The organism is Bacillus sp. FSL R5-0431, assembly GCF_038002985.1.
GTDB lineage: Bacteria > Bacillota > Bacilli > Bacillales > Bacillaceae > Bacillus.
The window spans coordinates 535,715-558,071 of the sequence record NZ_JBBOOG010000001.1; the positions used below are offsets into that span (position 1 = coordinate 535,715).

General features: G+C 44.1%; 22 protein-coding genes, 4 tRNA genes, 3 rRNA genes and 1 pseudogene. 21 read left to right on the forward strand and 9 right to left on the reverse strand.

Annotated elements, in window-relative coordinates:
• The first annotated feature begins 140 nt into the window (after nt 1–140).
• Both MKZ03_RS02665 and MKZ03_RS02670 read left to right on the forward strand, forming a co-directional pair.
• Entirely contained in the window at nt 141–395 is a 255-nt protein-coding gene (locus tag MKZ03_RS02665; protein ID WP_340971786.1) for a hypothetical protein, read from the forward strand.
• 51 nt (nt 396–446) lie between these two features.
• The gene (locus tag MKZ03_RS02670; RefSeq protein WP_340971789.1) at nt 447–839 is read left to right on the forward strand and encodes a GNAT family N-acetyltransferase; all 393 of its coding nucleotides are present in this window, start codon (nt 447–449) and stop codon (nt 837–839) included.
• A gap of 82 nt (nt 840–921) precedes the next feature.
• Here MKZ03_RS02670 and MKZ03_RS02675 read toward each other — a convergent pair whose 3' ends face one another.
• A complete protein-coding gene (locus MKZ03_RS02675) occupies nt 922–1,395 on the reverse strand; it encodes a GNAT family N-acetyltransferase (RefSeq protein WP_034666017.1) in 474 nt (157 codons plus the stop codon).
• 52 nt (nt 1,396–1,447) lie between these two features.
• On the opposite strand from MKZ03_RS02675, the gene MKZ03_RS02680 reads away from it, so the two are divergent.
• On the forward strand, nt 1,448–1,717 hold the full coding sequence (locus MKZ03_RS02680; RefSeq protein ID WP_060595619.1) for a YesK-like family protein: 270 nt from the start codon (nt 1,448–1,450) through the stop codon (nt 1,715–1,717).
• On the opposite strand, the gene MKZ03_RS02685 is transcribed toward MKZ03_RS02680, so the two are convergent.
• Entirely contained in the window at nt 1,714–2,253 is a 540-nt protein-coding gene (locus MKZ03_RS02685) for a GNAT family N-acetyltransferase (protein WP_034666010.1), read from the reverse strand. The genes MKZ03_RS02680 and MKZ03_RS02685 overlap by 4 nt on opposite strands.
• A complete protein-coding gene (locus MKZ03_RS02690; RefSeq protein ID WP_034666005.1) occupies nt 2,250–2,645 on the reverse strand; it encodes a VOC family protein in 396 nt (131 codons plus the stop codon). Before MKZ03_RS02690 ends, MKZ03_RS02685 begins: the two co-directional genes overlap by 4 nt.
• Before the next feature lie 192 nt (nt 2,646–2,837).
• Between MKZ03_RS02690 and MKZ03_RS02695 the strand changes: the two genes are divergently transcribed.
• From MKZ03_RS02695 to MKZ03_RS02715, 5 genes are all read left to right on the forward strand, one after another.
• The gene (locus MKZ03_RS02695; RefSeq protein WP_052004395.1) at nt 2,838–3,380 is read left to right on the forward strand and encodes a dihydrofolate reductase family protein; all 543 of its coding nucleotides are present in this window, start codon (nt 2,838–2,840) and stop codon (nt 3,378–3,380) included.
• 109 nt (nt 3,381–3,489) lie between these two features.
• Nucleotides 3,490–3,963 carry a MarR family winged helix-turn-helix transcriptional regulator gene (locus MKZ03_RS02700; protein ID WP_034665998.1) on the forward strand — a complete coding sequence of 158 codons (474 nt, stop codon included), beginning with the start codon at nt 3,490–3,492 and terminating at the stop codon, nt 3,961–3,963.
• Complete coding sequence (locus MKZ03_RS02705; protein WP_340971794.1) at nt 3,947–4,570, forward strand: nitroreductase family protein; 624 nt, start codon at nt 3,947–3,949, stop codon at nt 4,568–4,570. Before MKZ03_RS02700 ends, MKZ03_RS02705 begins: the two co-directional genes overlap by 17 nt.
• Before the next feature lie 17 nt (nt 4,571–4,587).
• Nucleotides 4,588–5,640 (forward strand): LLM class flavin-dependent oxidoreductase, encoded by a 1,053-nt coding sequence (locus MKZ03_RS02710; RefSeq protein WP_095286274.1) that lies wholly within the window; start codon nt 4,588–4,590, stop codon nt 5,638–5,640.
• Between the two features lie 348 nt (nt 5,641–5,988).
• Entirely contained in the window at nt 5,989–6,282 is a 294-nt protein-coding gene (locus tag MKZ03_RS02715) for a hypothetical protein (protein WP_307499131.1), read from the forward strand.
• A 41-nt stretch (nt 6,283–6,323) separates the two neighbouring features.
• On the opposite strand, the gene MKZ03_RS02720 is transcribed toward MKZ03_RS02715, so the two are convergent.
• Entirely contained in the window at nt 6,324–6,878 is a 555-nt protein-coding gene (locus MKZ03_RS02720) for a helix-turn-helix domain-containing protein (RefSeq protein ID WP_334750846.1), read from the reverse strand.
• A 109-nt stretch (nt 6,879–6,987) separates the two neighbouring features.
• Here MKZ03_RS02720 and MKZ03_RS02725 point away from each other — a divergent pair, with 109 nt between their 5' ends.
• Nucleotides 6,988–7,575, forward strand: a complete 588-nt coding sequence (locus tag MKZ03_RS02725; protein WP_095286277.1) for a LysE family transporter — start codon at nt 6,988–6,990, stop codon at nt 7,573–7,575.
• A gap of 4 nt (nt 7,576–7,579) precedes the next feature.
• Here MKZ03_RS02725 and MKZ03_RS02730 read toward each other — a convergent pair.
• Nucleotides 7,580–8,130 (reverse strand): annotated as a pseudogene (locus MKZ03_RS02730) (GNAT family N-acetyltransferase).
• 127 nt (nt 8,131–8,257) lie between these two features.
• On the reverse strand, nt 8,258–9,151 hold the full coding sequence (locus tag MKZ03_RS02735; RefSeq protein WP_307499135.1) for a LysR substrate-binding domain-containing protein: 894 nt from the start codon (nt 9,149–9,151) through the stop codon (nt 8,258–8,260).
• Between the two features lie 203 nt (nt 9,152–9,354).
• On the opposite strand from MKZ03_RS02735, the gene MKZ03_RS02740 reads away from it, so the two are divergent.
• Together MKZ03_RS02740 and MKZ03_RS02745 are read left to right on the forward strand one after the other, a co-directional pair.
• Nucleotides 9,355–10,344, forward strand: coding sequence for an aldo/keto reductase family protein (locus MKZ03_RS02740; protein ID WP_341030827.1), 990 nt, complete (start codon nt 9,355–9,357; stop codon nt 10,342–10,344).
• 152 nt (nt 10,345–10,496) lie between these two features.
• Entirely contained in the window at nt 10,497–10,682 is a 186-nt protein-coding gene (locus MKZ03_RS02745) for a CsbD family protein (protein ID WP_034665964.1), read from the forward strand.
• A 94-nt stretch (nt 10,683–10,776) separates the two neighbouring features.
• Here the strand turns inward: MKZ03_RS02745 and MKZ03_RS02750 are convergent, their stop codons facing one another.
• Both MKZ03_RS02750 and MKZ03_RS02755 read right to left on the reverse strand, forming a co-directional pair.
• The gene (locus MKZ03_RS02750) at nt 10,777–11,097 is read right to left on the reverse strand and encodes an AzlD domain-containing protein (protein ID WP_341030829.1); all 321 of its coding nucleotides are present in this window, start codon (nt 11,095–11,097) and stop codon (nt 10,777–10,779) included.
• Complete coding sequence (locus MKZ03_RS02755; RefSeq protein WP_341030831.1) at nt 11,094–11,819, reverse strand: AzlC family ABC transporter permease; 726 nt, start codon at nt 11,817–11,819, stop codon at nt 11,094–11,096. Before MKZ03_RS02755 ends, MKZ03_RS02750 begins: the two co-directional genes overlap by 4 nt.
• Before the next feature lie 296 nt (nt 11,820–12,115).
• Between MKZ03_RS02755 and MKZ03_RS02760 the strand changes: the two genes are divergently transcribed.
• Complete coding sequence (locus MKZ03_RS02760) at nt 12,116–12,991, forward strand: DMT family transporter (RefSeq protein WP_034665952.1); 876 nt, start codon at nt 12,116–12,118, stop codon at nt 12,989–12,991.
• A gap of 80 nt (nt 12,992–13,071) precedes the next feature.
• Entirely contained in the window at nt 13,072–14,091 is a 1,020-nt protein-coding gene (locus MKZ03_RS02765; protein ID WP_307499142.1) for a S66 family peptidase, read from the forward strand.
• A 36-nt stretch (nt 14,092–14,127) separates the two neighbouring features.
• On the opposite strand, the gene gltP is transcribed toward MKZ03_RS02765, so the two are convergent.
• On the reverse strand, nt 14,128–15,378 hold the full coding sequence (gltP, locus tag MKZ03_RS02770) for a glutamate-aspartate/proton symporter GltP (protein ID WP_034666069.1): 1,251 nt from the start codon (nt 15,376–15,378) through the stop codon (nt 14,128–14,130).
• A gap of 369 nt (nt 15,379–15,747) precedes the next feature.
• Between gltP and MKZ03_RS02775 the strand changes: the two genes are divergently transcribed.
• From MKZ03_RS02775 to thiL, 8 genes are all read left to right on the forward strand, one after another.
• A tRNA-Arg gene (locus MKZ03_RS02775) sits at nt 15,748–15,824 on the forward strand.
• Between the two features lie 11 nt (nt 15,825–15,835).
• Nucleotides 15,836–15,909, forward strand: a tRNA-Gly gene (locus MKZ03_RS02780).
• A 178-nt stretch (nt 15,910–16,087) separates the two neighbouring features.
• Nucleotides 16,088–17,636 (forward strand): 16S ribosomal RNA (locus MKZ03_RS02785).
• Between the two features lie 182 nt (nt 17,637–17,818).
• A 23S ribosomal RNA gene (locus tag MKZ03_RS02790) occupies nt 17,819–20,749 on the forward strand.
• Between the two features lie 61 nt (nt 20,750–20,810).
• Nucleotides 20,811–20,926, forward strand: a 5S ribosomal RNA gene (rrf, locus tag MKZ03_RS02795).
• Together the 16S, 23S and 5S rRNA genes with 4 tRNA genes alongside form the textbook arrangement of a ribosomal RNA operon.
• A gap of 18 nt (nt 20,927–20,944) precedes the next feature.
• Nucleotides 20,945–21,021 (forward strand) — tRNA-Met (locus MKZ03_RS02800).
• A gap of 4 nt (nt 21,022–21,025) precedes the next feature.
• Nucleotides 21,026–21,102 (forward strand) — tRNA-Asp (locus MKZ03_RS02805).
• A 277-nt stretch (nt 21,103–21,379) separates the two neighbouring features.
• Nucleotides 21,380–22,357 (forward strand): thiamine-phosphate kinase, encoded by a 978-nt coding sequence (gene thiL / locus MKZ03_RS02810; protein WP_341030835.1) that lies wholly within the window; start codon nt 21,380–21,382, stop codon nt 22,355–22,357.

A 22,357-nucleotide genomic window follows, 5' to 3' on the forward strand; every position in this document is an offset into this window, starting at 1 on the left:
TGGCGGTGGAGATGAGAATGTTGACAGGTGCAGGGATGGTAAAGTAGTTCCACAGTAAAGGGTAAAAAGAGTCACTGCATGCGCGCAGCTTTTTATTTATAATGGAAGGAAAGAACATGTTCGTGAAAGGAGGGAGCACTGTGCATCTCTTGGAGAAGCAAAGGTCACCATCGATGAAAGAAGGAATTCGCCAGATTGACCCGGCATATCCAGTGTTTGTAGATGCGGTCATGGATGGTTTCATACAAGGACAACTTTATGTAGATGATGTAGAGCACCCTCTTGTTTTTTTTCTTGAAGCTGCATGCGGCATTTATTATGTTGCAGGCAAGAGAGAAGCGGAGCTGTCACGCTGCTTGGCCTTCATTGTGAATGTTTACGAAAGACAGAGATGACAAAACGGCCGGTTTACCGTATTTTCAGCGAATCAATCAACAGATGTGATGATGAAAAAATGTCTTGGTTCACATCTGAATGAGATGGAAAGACATGCGTACGTTTTTCTGCAGGCACATTCTTATGTCCATGCGCCTCATCCGGGCTATAGAGTAGAGCGGACAAATGAACTGGTGATCAATGCAAGCAGGGTTTTTCCACCTAGCTATTACGAAGTCTATTGGGGGAAAGCGGCTTGCTTTCTATCAAAAGGAATCGGAGTTGCCATCTTAGATGGAGAGAACGTGGTGAGTGAATGTGTCTCCATTTTTTCAAGTGAAGATCGTGTGGAGATAGATATTTGGACAGAAGAAGCCTGCCGGGGGAAAGGTTTGGCGCAGCTGGCAGGTCAGCATATGATCAGGAGCTGTCTTGAAAATAAGAGGACACCGCATTGGGATTGACGATGTCCATCACCTAGCTTCGATCAAACTGGCAGAGAAGCTAGGCTTTCAGCGGACAAAAACCTATCGAGTGTTTTATGGCTCATGATGAGAAGGTTTTGAGATACCAAGCATCCATCGCAGAATGCTCAGAGCCATCAATCGGTTCAGAGAGAAGAGAAAAGCCATATCGCTGATAAAGGCCGGTGGCTGCAGTTAATTCCTGGCGGGTTTCTAAATAACATGCTTCGTAGTATGTAGAGGCATATTGCAGCGCCGTATCCATCAGTTTTTTGCCCGCACCTTTTCCTTGTGCCTTTGGACTTAAATAAAGCTTTTGTAATTCACAGATGTCGTTTGTAAATGGAGCAATGCCTACGCCGCCTACAATGTCACCATTCTCTTCAGCAATCCAATAGGCTGCATGAGTCAATGATTGATAGTATTCGAAAAGCTGGTCAAGGTGGGGATCAGTGTAGGCGGTTCCTTCAATCGCCAAATTCGCCGATTCTAGTGACTGGCGGATAATCGCTGCGATATACGGATTGTCTTTTTGCTCAATGGGTCTAATGTTCATTGGTAGTACCTCCATTGTTATAAGATAAAAAAGAGAATGGGAGTGAAATAACATGTTTTGGCTGCAAACCGCTATTTTTACAATCGTTGTATTGTGTCTCTCATGGTGGGCAGGGAAAAGACGCAGACACCGTCATGCGGGGCTAATCCTCCCTATATGCTTCATTCTATTTGGATTGGTTTTATTGATATCCAGTTTCTTCATTGGCAGATGGGAAGGCATGGCGCTTAGTATATCAAGCATCTCTATCGTTCTCTCTTCCATGATTTGTTTGATCATCGTCACAGCGATTCAATTTTTTAAAAAAGATGACCCTTCTTAAGCGGGGGCATCTCCACTGTTCATCTGATTGTATTCTTCACGAAGGATGCCCATGATGATCACATCTGAGTAGGTTCCATTGAAATAGAGTGCTTGGCGTCTTTTCCCTTCATATTGAAATCCGGCTTTCTCATAGCTTCTGAAGGCTCTTGGATTATGGGAAAAGACTTCGAGCTCAAGACGATTGAGTTCTAATGTATCAAAGGCGAATGCTTGAACCATCCGGACAGCTTCTGTACCATAGCCCTTTTGGAAATGTTCTGGTCCATGAAGCGCAATGCGGAAGCTTGCCGTATGATTAATTGGATCAATGTCCACAATCGCCGCATCCCCAATCATTTCTTTCGTGTCTAGCAGACAAATGGCGAAATCTCGTCTGCTGTCATCTTGTAAAAATCGGGTATAGGCTGAACGAATCTCTTCTAGTGTGAACGTTTTGCGTGTGCCAGTCATATAAAGAGTTTCTGCATGCTGGCATCCTCTTTGAATACCAGGATAATCCTGCTCTTCAATCGGTCTCAAAAATAAGCGGGTCATGACGGATCACCCTCCTCTATATATCGAGAAATTTCAATTAAATTCAGATCAGGATCACGGATATAAACAGATTCAATCGGACCTAATGTACCTGTGCGCCTGACTGGCCCTTCTTCAATAGGAACCACTTGCTTGCGAAGGTGCAGCAGCAGACTATCCATATCTAAATCGGTGATAAAGCACAAATCACTAGAGCCAGGAAGTGGGTGAGCCGCTGCCCGTTCAAATTCATGACCAGCTTCATGAAGGTTGATCTTCTGTAAACCAAAACGAAGCGCTTTACGGCCTTCTCCAAAGGTTTCTTCCTTCATTCCTAATACGTTTGTATAAAAGCGAATGGTGTCCTCCATATGTTGTACAGTCAACACGATATGATCAAGTCGTCGTATCATCAGTCTCTCCTCCAAGTATGATCATTGATTGAACTGATTTTATTATATCATTACCTGAAGAGGATACCTTATTGAATCACGGTTTTGAAGACATGAAAATGGAAGATGGCAAACCCATGTATCCTTTGTCTTTCCTTTCTGATACAATGGGGATAGAATATATGTTCTTATTTAGGGTAAGGAGTGATGGGATTGAGTCAGAAAAGGAAGCTGCTTTTTTATGGGGCGATGAGTATCGATGGCTATTTAGCGAGAGAGGATCACCGGCTCGATTGGCTAATAGGAACAGAGGGCGAGGAAGAAACGAGCTATGATGACTTTTATGCGTCAGTTGATACGCTGATCATGGGGCGAAATACATATGAGCAGGTTCTTCAGCTGTCACCAGATGAGTTTCCTTACGAAGGAAAGACTTGTTATATCATGTCACGAACTTTACAAGACAGTCTGAAAGGAACTCATATCATTCGAGAAGATATCTTATCATTTGTGAAAAAATTAAAAGATGTACCAGGTCAGCATATCTGGATTGTCGGCGGCGGGGAACTGCTTCAGTCTTTCATAAAAGCAGGATTGGTTGATGAGCTTTACCTTCAAATCGCACCTGTCATGATTGGGAGAGGCATTCCTCTGTTTTCCCCAGCGGATATGGAATCCAGGTTTTCATTAAAAGAAGTACAACAATACAAGCAGATAGCTGAAATGCATTTTGTCTTAAAAGAAGAGGATCACTGACCTGAGGTGGTCTTTTTTTTATGAAACAAACTCGTTGACAATAAAATATCCTAGTGTTAGGATAAATTTATCCTATTTTTAGGATTTATTGAAAAAAGGAGTAGTTGCCATGGTGCAGCATGAACATGAATTAGACTTAAGGCTATTCCGCGTGTGGATGAAAGCCTATCAAGCTCTTTTTACAAATATCCAAAAAGACATTGAACGGTATGATATCGGATTTGAGAACTTTCAGATCCTTGAATTGCTCTATAGTAAGGGGCCGCATCCTGTCCAAAAGATCAGCGACATCCTGTCAATCCCAAGTGGAAGCATGACATATGTCGTGAACAAACTAGAAAAACAAGAGCTGGTGAAAAGGCAATGTGCACCCTCTGATAAACGTGTATTTCATGTATTGCTGACGGAAAAAGGAAAGCAATTGTTTGATGACATTTTTCCTAAACACACAGATGTCATTTCGCAAAACCTATCCTTTATTGAAAAAGAAGAAAAAGAACAGCTCATTGAATTACTAAAAAAAGTCGGTTTAGGTGCAAAACAACTTCACGAAAAGGGGAAACAAGATGACACTCAGCTTTGATACATTGGTACGTGAAAGACGATCCGCATCAAATTTTTTGCCAAATATCTCGATTTCGAGAGAAGAGCTTAACAGCATATTTGAAGAAGTCAAAATGGCACCATCTGCTTTTAACTTACAGCACACACAATATGTCGTCGTCCAAACAGAAGGTCTCAAAGAACAAGTAAGAGAAGCTGCATTTGGACAATATAAAGTGCATTCCGCCTCAGCAGCAATTATTGTACTTGGAGACCCAAATGCTTATCAGCAAGCGGGGAACATCTATGAAGGTCTGAAAATGCTTGGCATTTTAAACACGCAGCAATACGAAGAAATGGTCAGAGAGACGATGACCTTTTATGAACAGAGAGGAGCGGATTTTCAGAAAGAAGAGGCGATCCGCAATGCTTCATTATCTGCGATGCTGTTTATGCTCGCCGCCAAAAACAAGGGATGGGACACGTGCCCAATGATCGGTTTTGACCCTGATGTCATGAAAAAGGTGTTAAATATCGAGTCGGATTTGGTTCCTGTGTTAATGATCACACTCGGAAAAGAAAAAGTAGAGAGTAGACAAGCGAGAGGCTACAGAAAGCCAGTCTCTGAATTCGTAACATACTTATAAGATAGGGGGTTCCACTCATGGAACTAGGAATAAGTACATTTGTAGAAACAACACCTGATTTTCAAACAGGAAAAACAGTCAGTCACGCACAGCGTATTCGAGAAGTAGTCGAAGAAATTATTTTAGCAGATCAAGTCGGCCTTGATGTATTTGGAGTGGGTGAGCATCATCGACAAGATTTCGCTGCATCGAATCCAGCTGTCGTCTTAGCGGCTGCGGCAACACAAACAAAGAATATCCGCCTGACAAGTGCAGTGACAGTCCTTTCATCAGCAGATCCTGTTCGTGTCTTTCAGGATTTTGCAACATTAGATGGACTATCAAACGGGCGTGCAGAGATCATGGCAGGTCGTGGTTCATTTATTGAATCATTTCCGCTCTTTGGCTATGACCTGAATGATTATGAAGAATTATTTGAAGAAAAGCTTGATTTGCTGCTCAAATTACAGCAGTCCGAGCGTGTAACATGGAGCGGAAAGCATCGCCCATCTATTCAAGATGTTGGGGTATATCCAAGACCCGTTCAAGATCCGCTTCCAATCTGGATCGGCAGTGGGGGAAACCGTGAATCTGTTGTACGTGCTGGATTATTGGGGCTGCCGCTAGTACTTGCCATCATTGGCGGGAGTCCTAGACAGTTCGCACCGCTTGTACAGCTGTATAAGCAAGCGGCAGTGCACGCTGGACATGACCCAGAGAAATTAACCGTAGCGTCACATTCGCATGGATTTGTTGCGGAAGAAACAGATCTTGCAGCAGACCAATTCTTCCCTTCCACACAGCATGTGATGAACACATTAGCAAGAGAGCGAGGCTGGGGTCCATATACTCGTTCTACATTTGATGCAGCGAGAACGTTAGAAGGCGCGCTGTATGTAGGAGATCCAGATGCAGTGGCAGAGAAAGTGATTCACCTTAGAAAAAATGTAGGAATCACGCGCTTTATGCTTCATGTACCGGTTGGTTCAATGCCGCATGATCAAGTATTAAAAGCCATTGAGTTATTTGGAAAAGAAGTCGCTCCTAAAGTAAGAGAAGAGGTTGCCCGCTGGGAAGCAGAGCAAGCATAACGAAAAAGGTCGATCAAGTGAATAGGCTTGATCGACCTTTCTTATGCTTAAGGATCAATGACACAAGGTTTCACTGTAGGGCATGAAGCAGCAGAAGCAAGTGGTGTGGTCGTCAAGGTGAAGAGGAAAACAAGTTGAAAACAGATGAGCCATTTTTTCATGAAATCACCTCCGTTCACAATTGTTTGACGGAATGAGATGAGGATAAAAGCATAGAAGTATAGAACACTCTCTATCCAACATAAGACAATCATATCATAATTTTCAAAAAAATGAAAAAATAACTTATAAAAGGACTAAATTATGGTATGGTTAATATGTTCAACAAAAAAAGGGAGGGATTTTTTTATGAAAAAGGTCATGTCTTCTGTTTTGGTTGGAGCAATTGTCTTAACAGGTGCCGGGGTCACAACCGCTCCGGTGGAAGCAAAGGAACAAACAAAAAGTGAAATAACGGTTCAGGCAAGTCGAACTGTCTCAGAAACAAGAACGTATACGACATCGAACATCCCAGAAAGTATTGTCTATGCAAAGGATGGCTGGGTCGGTATTTTAAAACAAACCTCTATTGAAGAATTAGGATTAGGAAAATACAGAGTCACATTTACTGGAACGGTTGTACGTGATCCGGGATTTAATTAAATAAATGAAAAGCTGACAGGTGGACAAGCCTGTCAGCTTTTTTATTGCGGATAATAAAGAATCATTTGCAGCCGGACCATTTGCTCTCCGGTTTGTTTATATGCATGCGAACGGTCCGCTTTAAAACGAATGGAGTCGCCGGCCTTTAAGCTGTATTGCTCATCACCAATGGATATATCAAGCGCTCCCTCAAAAACAGTGATCAATTCCTCTGTTCCGCCAATATGTTCATTCGCATGCAGCGACCCGCCAGGATCAATTTCTACTCGGTACACTTCAAATTTTCCCCGGTCATCAAAGGGAAAAGTCGTATACACGCGATATCTCCCGTCATCTTCCGTTAAAATCTGTGCATCCTCATTGCGTACTACTTTGATTTCAGGCTGTGGTGCGTGAATGAGCTCACTAAAAGATACCTTTAATCCGTTGGCGATTTTCCACAAAGTCGTGATGGTAGGGGTTGATTCTCCTCTTTCAATTTGTCCAATCATGGTTTTACTGACACCAGTTAATTCTGCCATCTTTTCTAGGCTTAATTTTTTTTGATCTCTAAGAAGCCTCACATTTTTAGAAATAATCGATTGTACATCTTCCATGAAAAAACTCCTTTCTCTATTTACTTTATAAAGACCAAACGTTACAATAAAACGTAACATACGCAATAAAGTAATTAAAGTCTTAATAACGCACGAGGGAGGCGGCAACTTGATTCTTTCTATGTTGATCTATGCTTTTGTGAGCAGCTTTACCCCGGGGCCAAACAACATCATGGCCATGGTCTTTACGAATAAGTATGGGGTCAAGCAAACATTTCGATTTTGTTTAGGTGTGGGTATCGGGTTTCTCGTCATTTTGTGTTTGAGTTGCTTCTTTAATATCATTCTTTATCAAGTGATGCCGAAAATAGGCTGGGTCATGGCGTTCATCGGAGCCGCATACATGATTTATTTAGCTGTCAAAATCATGAAAAGTAAAGGCGGGGATGACGAAACCCTTGACCGCTACAATCATTTTGTTCCTGGTATGATGCTGCAATTTATCAACCCAAAAGCGATCTTGTATGGGTTGACCGTGATTTCAACCTTTGTTTTGCCATATGGACAATCTAATATGCATTATGTGATATGGACATTGATTCTCGCACTTATTGGCTTTCTCGGTACATTCAGCTGGAGCCTATTTGGCTCTTTATATAAGCGCTTTTTGACTGCTTACGAAAAACCGTTCCAGTTTGTCATGGGGCTGCTTCTGATATACAGTGCGATTTCAATGGTATGGGGCTATGTGATGTAAGTAGTCAGAAGCTTGGCCTCTGCCTGCCCATCACAACAGTATTGTAATAAAGTCCATCTGCCAGCCGTTTATCATTTTTTAATACCCCTTCAATCAGAAAGCCATGGCGCTCATATAACCGAATGGCTTTTTGGTTGGTTTCCAGCACGTGAAGTGACATTTTCTGGATGCCTTGCTGATCAGCCCAGTCAATAGAAGCGGCTAAAAGCTCTTTGCCAATGTGATAGCCCCAGGCATCTTTTGTATGGCGATGCCAAATGTCACTTTGTGAGCAGAGCGCTTGAGTGAATGTCCCTCACATCTAGAGAAACCGACAATCTCTCCTTCAATATCAGCGACCAAAAATAAATGCCTGCTTTGCTTGGCATCCTCTTGAATCAAAACCTCAAAATCTTTTTCATGAAGAAAGGCTTCGCCTGGTTCACGGTCTAAATATTCTGTTTCACCATCAATTTTCAGTCTGAGAGCTGATAACTGCTTGGCATCGCCAATTGCAGCAGACCGAATACGATAGGTCAAACCACGAACGGTGAATATGTTTTCAGAGATGATCATTGAACAGAGCACCAACCTTTCTTTCCATTATGTCTATCATACCTGAAACGTGTACATAGCAGGTGAAAGCTTTTAAGCCTGTCTTATAGATAAGTATTTTTTAATCCAGCTGACCCTGGCTGGATCTTCATGATTTAGACTGAGAACTTAAATAAGCTTCTCTCACAACTGTTAAAAAGTGGTCAGCAACGGTTGATGTATCATCTTGTCTCCATGAAACATATAAATTTACTTTTGGTGTAGTTTCTTGGATTTTTCTATAAACAACCCCTGCGCGTTTTACGCTTTCTACTGAAGATGGAACCACAGAGATTCCCATTCCTGCAGCAACTAAATTAACAATCGTATGCATTTGAATAGCTTCCTGAACTACGTTTAAACTTATGCTATTTTCCCAAAAGTAGCTGATAATTAAATCATAAAATGCTGCACCTAGATGACGTGGAAACATGATAAATGGTTCATTGGCTAATAAATGAATTGGAACTTTGGGAAATGAAGCTAAAGGATGATTTTCTGGCAAAACCAAGCTTAATGATTCCTCACAACAAATTTCTGAGGTAAGTATCTTATTATTTTGGTTAGAACGAATAAATCCTATTTGAATTTCTTTCTTATATAGTGCTTTTAACTGCTGTTCTGTAGCCATTTCATATAAGACAAGATGGATGTTAGGGAAATTTTCTCGAAACCTTTTAATAATATCAATCACAATATCAGTAGAATCTACGAAACCGATCGTTAACTGACCGATCCTTCCGTCATCTGCAAGTTGTGTTGCTTTAATCGTTCTATCTACTTGAAGAAGCGTACGGCGGGCTTCTTCTAAAAATACTCTCCCTGTATCTGAAAGTTTAACCTGTCTTTTCGTTCTATGAAAAAGCGTAACACCTAACTCTTCTTCTAATTTACGAATTTCTTGACTTAATGGAGGCTGTGCCATTTTAAGACGTTCAGCTGCCCGGCTAAAATTTAGTTCTTCAGCAACCATTATAAAATAACGTATTTGTCTCAGATCCATTTTTTATGCCCCCCCTATAAATTTCATACTTGCTTATTGTGTAAAATGATTCCGAAGGATTGTTATTAAACAGTTTTGCGCTTTTTTAATGGAAATATTTTTAATTATATAAAATATATATATATTTATCTGAATATATATATTATACATATTAACGACCTCTTTTTATAATGAAAGTATTCTTTTAAAAGGAGGGCATTGTTATGGAGTATAGTAAACTTGGATCTAGTGGATTAACAATTAGTAAACTTGCTTACGGAAACTGGATTAATCATGGTGGTAAGATAAATGAAGAAACTGCCCATGATTGTGTGAAAGCCGCTCTTGATGTTGGTATTACGACGTTTGATACTGCTGATGTTTATTCAGACACCAAGGCTGAAGAGATACTAGGCAGGTCTTTAAAAGGGATCCGGCGGGAGAGTATTGAACTTTGTACAAAAGTATGTCATCCAACTGGTACTGGGAAAAACGATAGAGGATTATCACGCAAGCATATTTTGGAAAACTGTCATGCCTCTTTGCGACGTTTACAAACGGATTATATTGATATTTACTATGCACACAGGTTTGATCCAACTACACCTCTGGAAGAAACGATGTTAGCTTTCTCAGATCTAGTAAGACAGGGTAAAGTGAACTATATTGGTGTAAGTGAGTGGACAGCAGAACAAATTACTCGAGGGGCAGCGCTTGCACGAGAGCTAAATGTCCCCCTTATCGCCAGCCAACCTCAATACTCCATGTTATGGAGAATCATTGAAAGTGATGTAATACCGACCTGCCAGCGTGAAGGACTTGGCCAGGTAGTATGGTCGCCTTTGGCCCAGGGGATCCTTACTGGAAAGTATCTCCCAGGAAAATCACTTCCGACTAATTCGCGTGCTAACTCATCTGCTGGAAAACCTTTTTTTAAAAACCTTGCTCAACGCTGGATGAATAATAACACCTTAGAGGCGATCCAAAAGCTTAAGCCCGTCGCACAAGAGGTTGATCTTACTCTCGCTCAGCTTGCGATAGCATGGGTACTGCAAAACCAGAACGTTTCTGCAGCAATTATCGGTGCTTCTAGTCCAGAACAGGTGAGGGAGAATGCTTTAGCATCTGAGGTGAAAATTGAAACTGCGATGATGAATCAGATTGACGAAATTCTAGGTGATCTGGTTGAATACGATCAGAGTAAAACAGGTTAAAGCTTTTAAGTCTATCTTATAGATCATTATTTTTAATCCAGCCGACCTTGGCTGGATTTTCATGTTGCTGTAGTTTCTTGGATCGCACACTCAGATGTTTTGTATCTCTCAAAAAGGCTAAATGAATAGTATCAAACGTGGAGGTGGAACAAATGAGTGAAGAAAAAGGACATATGGATAAAGCGAAAGGAAAAACAAATCAAGTCAAAGGTCAAGTGAAAGAAAAGCTTGGCGAAGCAACAGATCATCAAAACCTGAAAGCAGAAGGGAAAAAGGATCAAGCCAAAGGAAAGCTTCAAGATAAAAAAGGGGATGTGAAGAATAAACTAAACGAGTAGCTTTCAGAAAGCTACATAAACCATCTAAGGCATGCCCTGATGATGAATTCCTGATAAGAAAAAAGCTTAACCACATGCGGTTAAGCTTTTTCTTTTAGAAAAACCATCTAGCAGTTCCCATCAGCATGACGCCTACAAGAACAGTAAGTGACAAGCTTTTTGTCCAAATAGCGATCAGTACGGTCGGAACTAAGACAGCAAGGTACATCCAGTGAATGGTGACGCCTGTTGTGGTATGAATGAACAGATGCTCTGCAATCAAAGCTGTAAAGATACAAATGGGAATAAACGATAACCACTTAAGCACCAATTCAGGCAGCTCGATACTTCGTACAAATAAAAAGGGAACGACCCTTGGAATGACGGTTACAATCATACAGCCGAGAATCAGCCATATCATAAAACTGCTGATCATTTATCTGTCACCACCCCAATGGTTGCGACAATCATGGTGGCTAACAGAACAGCCACGTGTGAGGGAACAAAATGAAGCAGAACAAACATTGCAACGACCATATACAAAACAAGTGACAGGCGATGGGTTAACTTGCTTTTAGGCACAGTTTGCAAAGAAAGAACCAACAGCGCAGCAAACATAGCGGAAAGGGCAAAATCAAGACCAAGGGCTTCAGGATTTGAAATCCAGTGTCCAAAAATGCCGCCAAGTATACAGGCAGCAATCCAGCACAAATAAGCCGTTATGTTTAGCCCATGCATCCACCGATTATTCAGCTTTCCTTGCTGAGCTAATTTATTCATGGCTACGCCAAAGGATTCATCAGTCAGCAATAGACTGAATCCAATGTTTTGTTTCACAGAGTAGCGTGTAAAATGAGGAGCCAGCGTCAGGCTGAGCAATAAATGACGCAGATTCACAATAAATGTAGTGAGAATAATAGCGGAAAGGGGACTTCCAGTGACAAGCAGTGCACAGATAATAAACTGTGAAGCACCTGCATAAATAAAGATTGATAGAAGCGCAATGTCCCATAAGCTCAACTGTGCGCTAATTCCAACAATTCCGAAGGCAAACCCAATACTCATATAACCAAGCAGGGTTGGCACACAATCTTTTATTCCCTCGAGAAATGGTTCATGTTCCGTGCTGGGAATGTGTTTTCTAGCTTCAATATCCAACGACCTCTACTCCTTTTCTGCGTGACCACCTATAGTTTTACTTACTATATGAAAACGAATTCAGCATGTCAATAGCCGCTTATCTTCTATTATATGAAGAAAAAAGGTGACAAAAAAGGATTGAAGTCAACCAGAATTTGTTATAAAGTATCAGAAAATAAAAATAATTGGAGTGACGGCAATGCTATGGAAGCCTTTGTTTGAACATGATGTTCCAAATGCCCTCCGTCCATAACGGAGAGTGATCTCCGTTTGTGGATATGGTCATCAAAATATCCAGTAACGGAGGGAAAAAGATGAATGAAAAATATATAGGCGCCCTTTACCTAGCAATCGCTGCAAGTATTTGGGGCGGCATGTACGTTGTTGTCAAAGTAACAGTAGCGGTTGTTCCACCACTTGAGCTCGTTTGGATGAGATATGCTGTAGCAGGAGTCGTTTTGGTGTTCACCATTTGGCGCTTGGGCTATTCCTTTCGATTAGATAAAAAAGATATCCCGCTTATAGTGGTGATTGGGCTGATCGGAAATTTTCTTTCAATCGTGACCCAAGAAATCGGGACGATGTATACGTCTGCACAAATGGGGGCCGTTATCACATCTGCAACACCTGCGTTTATGGTGCTGTTTGCGTTCTTTCTATTAAAAGAAGCCATGACTGTTCGAAAGTGCGCATCCATCCTGCTTGCTACAGCAGGTGTATTGCTCATGATTGGACCAGTCGCAGTGCAAACAGATGAATTTGTTGGCGGTCTTTCATTGGTCATCGCTGCTTTAACATGGGCGCTTATGTCTGTTTTGCTAAAACGAGTTCCAGGAAAATACCCTCAGGTGGTGACAACCACATATGCGATCATCATTGCATTCATTGTTTTAACACCGCCAGTATTATTTCGTTTACCTCACCTAGATGTGGAGCAGATGGCAAGGCCAGAGATTTGGGGCGGTATTCTTTATCTAGGCATCATTTCAACAGCTTTAGCATTCTTTTTGTGGAATAGAGGGCTTCAATTGATGGATGCCTCAAGCGGAGGTCTATTCTTTTTCTTTCAACCGATCGTAGGTGCCATTCTTGGATGGCTGCTTTTGGGAGAAGAAATGGGATTACGCTCATTCATTGGAATTCTATGTATATTTGCAGGTGTCTATACTGTGCTACGTCAAAAGGAATAAGAGAAGATGTCCCTTGTAAAAGGGGCATCTTCTTTAAAATGGGTAGGCTTGAGAGATTGAGAGAGGATGGGGGAAACAGAATGATACAATTTCCGCATTTACAAAAAGGACAAACGATTGGTGTCACAGCACCTTCCTCAGGTGTACAGCCATCCTTGCATGACATGTTTCAGCTCTCATGCGAACGAATGAAAAAAAGAGGCTATGATGTCATATGTGGAGAGACGGTATGGCACCAGGAAAAGGCAAAATCAGCGCCTGCCATAGAACGAGCAAACGAGCTTCAGTATATGATGACGTGCAATGAGATTGACCACATCATCCCGCCATGGGGAGGACAGCTTTTGATGGAAGTGCTAGAGCACCTTGATTTCTCAACGATGCACAAAAAGTGGATTCTTGGTTACTCAGATACGAGTGCACTCTTGCTGGCATTTACATTAAAAACAGGCATTGCTACAGCACATGGCCCAAACTTAGTGGATTTACGAGGGGAAGAGTCTGATCAAACGACTGCTATGTGGGAAAAAGTGCTTTCCACAGAAGAGGAGATGGACATTACTCAGTTTTCTTCATATAAGTATCAAAAGGAATGGCAGCATGACACCCCGAGTCAACATGTCTTTCATTTAACAGAGCCTACAAGATGGCGCACTGTTCATCCGCAGGAGAAGGCGGTGAAGGGGAGACTGATGGGAGGCTGCATTGATATCATACGTCACTTAGCGGGGACACCTTTTGGAGACGTTAAAGCTTTTCAGGAAACATTCATAAAAGGTGAACCGATTCTCTGGTACTTCGAAAACTGCGCATTAAATGCTACCAGCATGAAGAGATCACTTGTTCAATTAAAACTAGCAGGGTGGTTTGACCACTGTTCAGGTATCATGTTTGGGCGAAGTGCAGTTGATGTGCCTGTAGAAGGGTATCAATATCGGGACGTATATGAAGAATTACAAAAGGAATTACAAATCCCCATTTTCTACGATATAGATTGTGGGCATGTCCCGCCACAAATGACGCTGATTAATGGCGCATATGCAGAAGTGCAGCTGCAACCTCAAGGCAAAGCGGTCCTAAAGCAAGCATTTTTATCATAAGAAAAGGAAAGGGGAACCCCTTTCCTTCATATAACATTACATCCCTTTTGTTTCCTCACCTGCTTTTGGAACTTCCCATGCGGACTCACGGAATACTTTTTCCCATTTCGATACGACAATACATGCAACGGCATGCCCTGGAACATTCACACCTGTTCGTGCCATATCCATAATTCGATCAACACCGGCGATAATGGCGACGCCTTCTGCTGGAAGACCTACTGCATGGGCGGTTGCTAAAAGAACGACGAGTGAACCAGATGGCACCGCTGCAATCCCTTTACTCGTTAACACAAGAACAAGCATCATCAAAAGCTGCTGTGACAGACTCATGTCGACACCAAACGCTTGTGCAAGAAACACACAGGATACCGATAAATATAAACTGGACCCATCACAATTGAGAGAAAGACCAGATGGAATGACAAAGGAGACGATTCTTTTTGGACACCCGTATTTTTCCATTCGTGACATAAGCTGAGGAAGGACAGTTTCTGTACTTGTAGTAGAGAAGGCAACCAAGAACAAATCCCAAATCATTTTTAAAACTTCGAAGTAGTTAAAACGGAAGATCAGTGCGACCAGAGGGAACAAAGCAAAGAGAATAATGAATAATCCTAAAAATACAGTCCCGACAAGCTTCATCATTGGGATTAATAAAACAATGCCATATTGGCCAACGGAAGCAGCCATTAATGCAAGAACTCCAATAGGTGCTGTCACCATGACCATCTGCGTTAGCTTAAACATAATTTGTGCCACTGATTCAAAGAAGGTGAGAACAGGAGCGGATGCTTTACCGATGCCGCTTGCGGCTACACCAAATAATATGGCGAAGAAAATGACAGCAAGTAAATCATTCTGAGCCATAACATCGACGATATTCGTTGGAATGATATCGAGTACCATTTGTTTAAAGTCGACGACTTTCTGCGTATAGCCATCTAATTCACCAATATCTTTCTTAGCTAATTTAGAGAAATCAAGGCCAACGCCAGGCTTTAGAACATTAGCCAGCAATAGACCAATTCCTAGAACGATGGTTGTGATGACCTCAAACCAAATGATCGTCTTTAATCCTAGGCTGCCCATTTTCTTCATACCGCCACTGCCAGCTGCACCAATAACAATGGTAGAGAAAACGATAGGAACAACGATCATTTTAATCAATCTGATGAATCCATCTCCAATTGGCCGCAGTGCCATCCCGAAGTCAGGAAAGAAATGGCCGATAAGAGCTCCTATCACCAAAGCGATCATGATTTGAAAAGCGACGAACTTTTTCATCATCTCCTACCTCCTTTAAATGCTTGGAAAATATTAAGAATTTTCCAATAAATAAAAATTCTATGTGACCATGTTTTGTCCTCCTTTGGATTTAGAAAGATTTTATTTAAGAATCATTAGAATTATGAAGAAAGAGAAGAAAATAGGGCTATTGCATCTCTATTTATCTAAGAAAAAACCACTTCTTAAAAAATATGAAACTTTTTTAGAAAAATGTATTGACCCATTTATGTGATCCGTGGTATATTTTTATTCGTCGCTGATGACGTATTTGAAACAAAGACATTCAAACACATGCGACAAACAAATTTTAAAAAGATGTTGACTTGATAAAAACGATATGTTAAGATAATTAAGTCGCCTGATTAAGCGCCCGTAGCTCAATTGGATAGAGCGTTTGACTACGGATCAAAAGGTTAGGGGTTCGACTCCTCTCGGGCGCGCCAATACAAATCACGCGGGTGTAGTTTAGTGGTAAAACCTCAGCCTTCCAAGCTGATGTCGTGAGTTCGATTCTCATCACCCGCTCCATTTTGAAACGTGATCTTTGAAAACTAAACAAGACAAAACGTACCTGTTAATTCGAGTTTTTATAAAAAAAATCCTATAATACATCATAGGTAGTCAGTCAAACTGGCGAGGCAGGAAATGATCACATGCTAAGTTCGCTACATCGTGTAGCAACGCATGTGTGATATGCATCCTGCATACCTCGGAGAGTTTGATCCTGGCTCAGGACGAACGCTGGCGGCGTGCCTAATACATGCAAGTCGAGCGGACAGAAGGGAGCTTGCTCCCGGATGTTAGCGGCGGACGGGTGAGTAACACGTGGGTAACCTGCCTGTAAGACTGGGATAACTCCGGGAAACCGGAGCTAATACCGGATAGTTCCTTGAACCGCATGGTTCAAGGATGAAAGACGGTTTCGGCTGTCACTTACAGATGGACCCGCGGCGCATTAGCTAGTTGGTGGGGTAATGGCTCACCAAGGCGACGATGCGTAGCCGACCTGAGAGGGTGATCGGCCACACTGGGACTGAGACACGGCCCAGACTCCTACGGGAGGCAGCAGTAGGGAATCTTCCGCAATGGACGAAAGTCTGACGGAGCAACGCCGCGTGAGTGATGAAGGTTTTCGGATCGTAAAGCTCTGTTGTTAGGGAAGAACAAGTGCGAGAGTAACTGCTCGCACCTTGACGGTACCTAACCAGAAAGCCACGGCTAACTACGTGCCAGCAGCCGCGGTAATACGTAGGTGGCAAGCGTTGTCCGGAATTATTGGGCGTAAAGGGCTCGCAGGCGGTTTCTTAAGTCTGATGTGAAAGCCCCCGGCTCAACCGGGGAGGGTCATTGGAAACTGGGAAACTTGAGTGCAGAAGAGGAGAGTGGAATTCCACGTGTAGCGGTGAAATGCGTAGAGATGTGGAGGAACACCAGTGGCGAAGGCGACTCTCTGGTCTGTAACTGACGCTGAGGAGCGAAAGCGTGGGGAGCGAACAGGATTAGATACCCTGGTAGTCCACGCCGTAAACGATGAGTGCTAAGTGTTAGGGGGTTTCCGCCCCTTAGTGCTGCAGCTAACGCATTAAGCACTCCGCCTGGGGAGTACGGTCGCAAGACTGAAACTCAAAGGAATTGACGGGGGCCCGCACAAGCGGTGGAGCATGTGGTTTAATTCGAAGCAACGCGAAGAACCTTACCAGGTCTTGACATCCTCTGACAACCCTAGAGATAGGGCTTTCCCTTCGGGGACAGAGTGACAGGTGGTGCATGGTTGTCGTCAGCTCGTGTCGTGAGATGTTGGGTTAAGTCCCGCAACGAGCGCAACCCTTGATCTTAGTTGCCAGCATTTAGTTGGGCACTCTAAGGTGACTGCCGGTGACAAACCGGAGGAAGGTGGGGATGACGTCAAATCATCATGCCCCTTATGACCTGGGCTACACACGTGCTACAATGGACAGAACAAAGGGCTGCGAGACCGCAAGGTTTAGCCAATCCCATAAATCTGTTCTCAGTTCGGATCGCAGTCTGCAACTCGACTGCGTGAAGCTGGAATCGCTAGTAATCGCGGATCAGCATGCCGCGGTGAATACGTTCCCGGGCCTTGTACACACCGCCCGTCACACCACGAGAGTTTGCAACACCCGAAGTCGGTGAGGTAACCTTTATGGAGCCAGCCGCCGAAGGTGGGGCAGATGATTGGGGTGAAGTCGTAACAAGGTAGCCGTATCGGAAGGTGCGGCTGGATCACCTCCTTTCTAAGGATATATGGAGCAGCGTACGTTTTCGTCTTGTTTAGTTTTGAAGGATCATTCCTTCAAAACATGTCTCTAGCGAGACAGGATTGTTCTTTGAAAACTAGATAACAATAAGTAATACATTCACATTGAATGCAATGCAAAGTTCATCACACATAGTGATTCTTTCTAAAGTAAGAAATGGTTAAGTTAGAAAGGGCGCACGGTGGATGCCTTGGCACTAGGAGCCGATGAAGGACGGGACGAACACCGATATGCTTCGGGGAGCTGTAAGCAAGCTTTGATCCGGAGATTTCCGAATGGGGAAACCCACTGCTCGTAATGGAGTAGTATCCATACTTGAATACATAGAGTATGAGAAGGCATACCCGGGGAACTGAAACATCTAAGTACCCGGAGGAAGAGAAAGCAAATGCGATTCCCTGAGTAGCGGCGAGCGAAACGGGAACAGCCCAAACCAAGAGGCTTGCCTCTTGGGGTTGTAGGACACTCTATACGGAGTTACAAAGGAACGATATAAGCGAAGAGGTCTGGAAAGGCCCGCCAAAGAAGGTAACAGCCCTGTAACTGAAATGTTGTTCTCTCCAGAGTGGATCCTGAGTACGGCGGAACACGTGAAATTCCGTCGGAATCCGGGAGGACCATCTCCCAAGGCTAAATACTCCCTAGTGACCGATAGTGAACCAGTACCGTGAGGGAAAGGTGAAAAGCACCCCGGAAGGGGAGTGAAATAGATCCTGAAACCGTGTGCCTACAAGTAGTCAGAGCCCGTTAATGGGTGATGGCGTGCCTTTTGTAGAATGAACCGGCGAGTTACGATCCCGTGCAAGGTTAAGCAGAAGATGCGGAGCCGCAGCGAAAGCGAGTCTGAATAGGGCGCATGAGTACGTGGTCGTAGACCCGAAACCAGGTGATCTACCCATGTCCAGGGTGAAGTTCAGGTAACACTGAATGGAGGCCCGAACCCACGCACGTTGAAAAGTGCGGGGATGAGGTGTGGGTAGGGGTGAAATGCCAATCGAACCTGGAGATAGCTGGTTCTCTCCGAAATAGCTTTAGGGCTAGCCTCAAGGTAAGAGTCTCGGAGGTAGAGCACTGATTGGACTAGGGGCCCCTACCGGGTTACCGAATTCAGTCAAACTCCGAATGCCGATGACTTATCCTTGGGAGTCAGACTGCGAGTGATAAGATCCGTAGTCGAAAGGGAAACAGCCCAGACCGCCAGCTAAGGTCCCAAAGTATACGTTAAGTGGAAAAGGATGTGGAGTTGCTTAGACAACCAGGATGTTGGCTTAGAAGCAGCCACCATTTAAAGAGTGCGTAATAGCTCACTGGTCGAGTGACTCTGCGCCGAAAATGTACCGGGGCTAAACGTATCACCGAAGCTGCGGACTGTTCTTACGAACAGTGGTAGGAGAGCGTTCTAAGTGCTGTGAAGTCAGACCGGAAGGACTGGTGGAGCGCTTAGAAGTGAGAATGCCGGTATGAGTAGCGAAAGACGGGTGAGAATCCCGTCCACCGAATGCCTAAGGTTTCCTGAGGAAGGCTCGTCCGCTCAGGGTTAGTCGGGACCTAAGCCGAGGCCGAAAGGCGTAGGCGATGGACAACAGGTTGATATTCCTGTACCACCTCCTCACCATTTGAGCAATGGGGGGACGCAGGAGGATAGGGTAAGCGCGGTATTGGATATCCGCGTCCAAGCAGTTAGGCTGGGAAATAGGCAAATCCGTTTCCCGTAAAGGCTGAGCTGTGATGGCGAGCGAAATTTAGTAGCGAAGTTCCTGATTCCACACTGCCAAGAAAAGCCTCTAGCGAGGTGAGAGGTGCCCGTACCGCAAACCGACACAGGTAGGCGAGGAGAGAATCCTAAGGTGATCGAGAGAACTCTCGTTAAGGAACTCGGCAAAATGACCCCGTAACTTCGGGAGAAGGGGTGCTTCTTAGGGTGTTAAAGCCCCGAGAAGCCGCAGTGAATAGGCCCAGGCGACTGTTTAGCAAAAACACAGGTCTCTGCGAAGCCGTAAGGCGAAGTATAGGGGCTGACGCCTGCCCGGTGCTGGAAGGTTAAGAGGAGCGCTTAGCGTAAGCGAAGGTGCGAATTGAAGCCCCAGTAAACGGCGGCCGTAACTATAACGGTCCTAAGGTAGCGAAATTCCTTGTCGGGTAAGTTCCGACCCGCACGAAAGGCGCAACGATCTGGGCACTGTCTCAACGAGAGACTCGGTGAAATTATAGTACCTGTGAAGATGCAGGTTACCCGCGACAGGACGGAAAGACCCCGTGGAGCTTTACTGCAGCCTGATATTGAATGTTGGTACAGCTTGTACAGGATAGGTAGGAGCCTTGGAAACCGGAGCGCTAGCTTCGGTGGAGGCATCGGTGGGATACTACCCTGGCTGTATTGACCTTCTAACCCGCTGCCCTTATCGGGCAGGGAGACAGTGTCAGGTGGGCAGTTTGACTGGGGCGGTCGCCTCCTAAAATGTAACGGAGGCGCCCAAAGGTTCCCTCAGAATGGTTGGAAATCATTCGCAGAGTGTAAAGGCACAAGGGAGCTTGACTGCGAGACCTACAAGTCGAGCAGGGACGAAAGTCGGGCTTAGTGATCCGGTGGTTCCGCATGGAAGGGCCATCGCTCAACGGATAAAAGCTACCCCGGGGATAACAGGCTTATCTCCCCCAAGAGTCCACATCGACGGGGAGGTTTGGCACCTCGATGTCGGCTCATCGCATCCTGGGGCTGTAGTCGGTCCCAAGGGTTGGGCTGTTCGCCCATTAAAGCGGTACGCGAGCTGGGTTCAGAACGTCGTGAGACAGTTCGGTCCCTATCCGTCGCGGGCGCAGGAAATTTGAGAGGAGCTGTCCTTAGTACGAGAGGACCGGGATGGACGCACCGCTGGTGTACCAGTTGTTCTGCCAAGGGCATCGCTGGGTAGCTATGTGCGGACGGGATAAGTGCTGAAAGCATCTAAGCATGAAGCCCCCCTCAAGATGAGATTTCCCATTCCGCAAGGAAGTAAGATCCCTGAAAGATGATCAGGTTGATAGGTCTGAGGTGGAAGCGTGGTGACACGTGGAGCTGACAGATACTAATAGATCGAGGACTTAACCTATATTCTAATGTGAAGCTTGAACATTGTTATCTAGTTTTGAGAGAACATTCTCTCCATCAGGTTTGGTGGCGATAGCGAAGAGGTCACACCCGTTCCCATACCGAACACGGAAGTTAAGCTCTTCAGCGCCGATGGTAGTTGGGGGTCTCCCCCTGTGAGAGTAGGACGCCGCCAAGCTTGTCATATTTATATCATCGCGGGGTGGAGCAGTTCGGTAGCTCGTCGGGCTCATAACCCGAAGGTCGCAGGTTCAAATCCTGCCCCCGCAACCAAAATGGTCCGGTAGTTCAGTTGGTTAGAATGCCTGCCTGTCACGCAGGAGGTCGCGGGTTCGAGTCCCGTCCGGACCGCCATTTTTATGACTTGTAAACGAAAACGTATAGTTTCGTTTTTTTTTATGTCTTTTTCTTTTCGTACGTATCCAAGATGCAATGAATTGGTTTGTGTTTGGCTACACGTTATGTGAAAAGAAAAAGATAGAACACTTCAACCCAGCCTGGTTTTTTCATACCAGGCTTTCTTTATATCATTTTTAATTGGAATTGAAACTCATATTGGCTTACACTAATACTAATTATGTCTGACATCGTGTCTACTCAATCAATTGATTGCATGAAGGGGCTGCTTTTTATGGATGAATTTGATCTTATTCGCCGAATTACACCAAAAGAAACACATCAGCGTTCTTTGGTTATGGGCATCGGTGATGATGCAAGTGTTTATCAACCTCATTCACATTGTGAAGAGGTCGTTTGTGTTGATACAATGGTGGAGTATGTTCATTTTCGTTTTGATTTTTCCACACCTTTTGAGATTGGCTTTAAAGCACTAGCGGTCAATGTCAGTGATATTGCCGCAATGGGAGGAACCCCAAAGTATTATCTTGTATCGATTGCGATCCCCCCTCATGGTGATGAGACGATCGTTTCAGCTCTTTACGAGGGAATGAAAGCATTGGCTGACACCTATCATATGGATTTAATTGGTGGAGATACAGTCGCCACTCGCAGTGACTTTGTCATTACAGTGACGGTCATTGGCGAGGTTCCCAAGGGAACAGCTTGTTATCGTCACAGTGCTCAGACAGGAGACGTCGTCTTTGTCACAGGTGAGCTTGGTTCATCAGCTGCTGGCTTATCACTTTTAATGAACGAAGTAACCCCTACCAAGGCAGTCGACAAATCCTTTTTTCTTGAGCGTCATAAAAAGCCTCAGCCTCACATTGCTGCTGGACATATTTGCTCAAGCTTCCCACGGGTCACCTTGAATGATGTGAGTGATGGATTAGCGAGTGAGCTGAATGAGATAGCCGAAGCGAGTCATGTGACGATAGAGATAGAAGCAAACAAGCTCCCCGCACATCCAGATTTACCAGTGCTGCGTAAAGACTGGCTGGAATGGGTGTTATTTGGCGGGGAAGACTTTGTATTAACTGGTACGATTCCAGAGGCTGATTGGGAAAGCTTTGAAATGCAATGTAGAAAAGAAGACATTCAAGTCAAACGCATTGGACAAGTCAAAGGTGATCAAGCAGCAAGCGTTATATTAAAAGACAATGAACAGCAAACAATGTTAATGAAAAAAGGATATAATCATTTTAAGAAATGA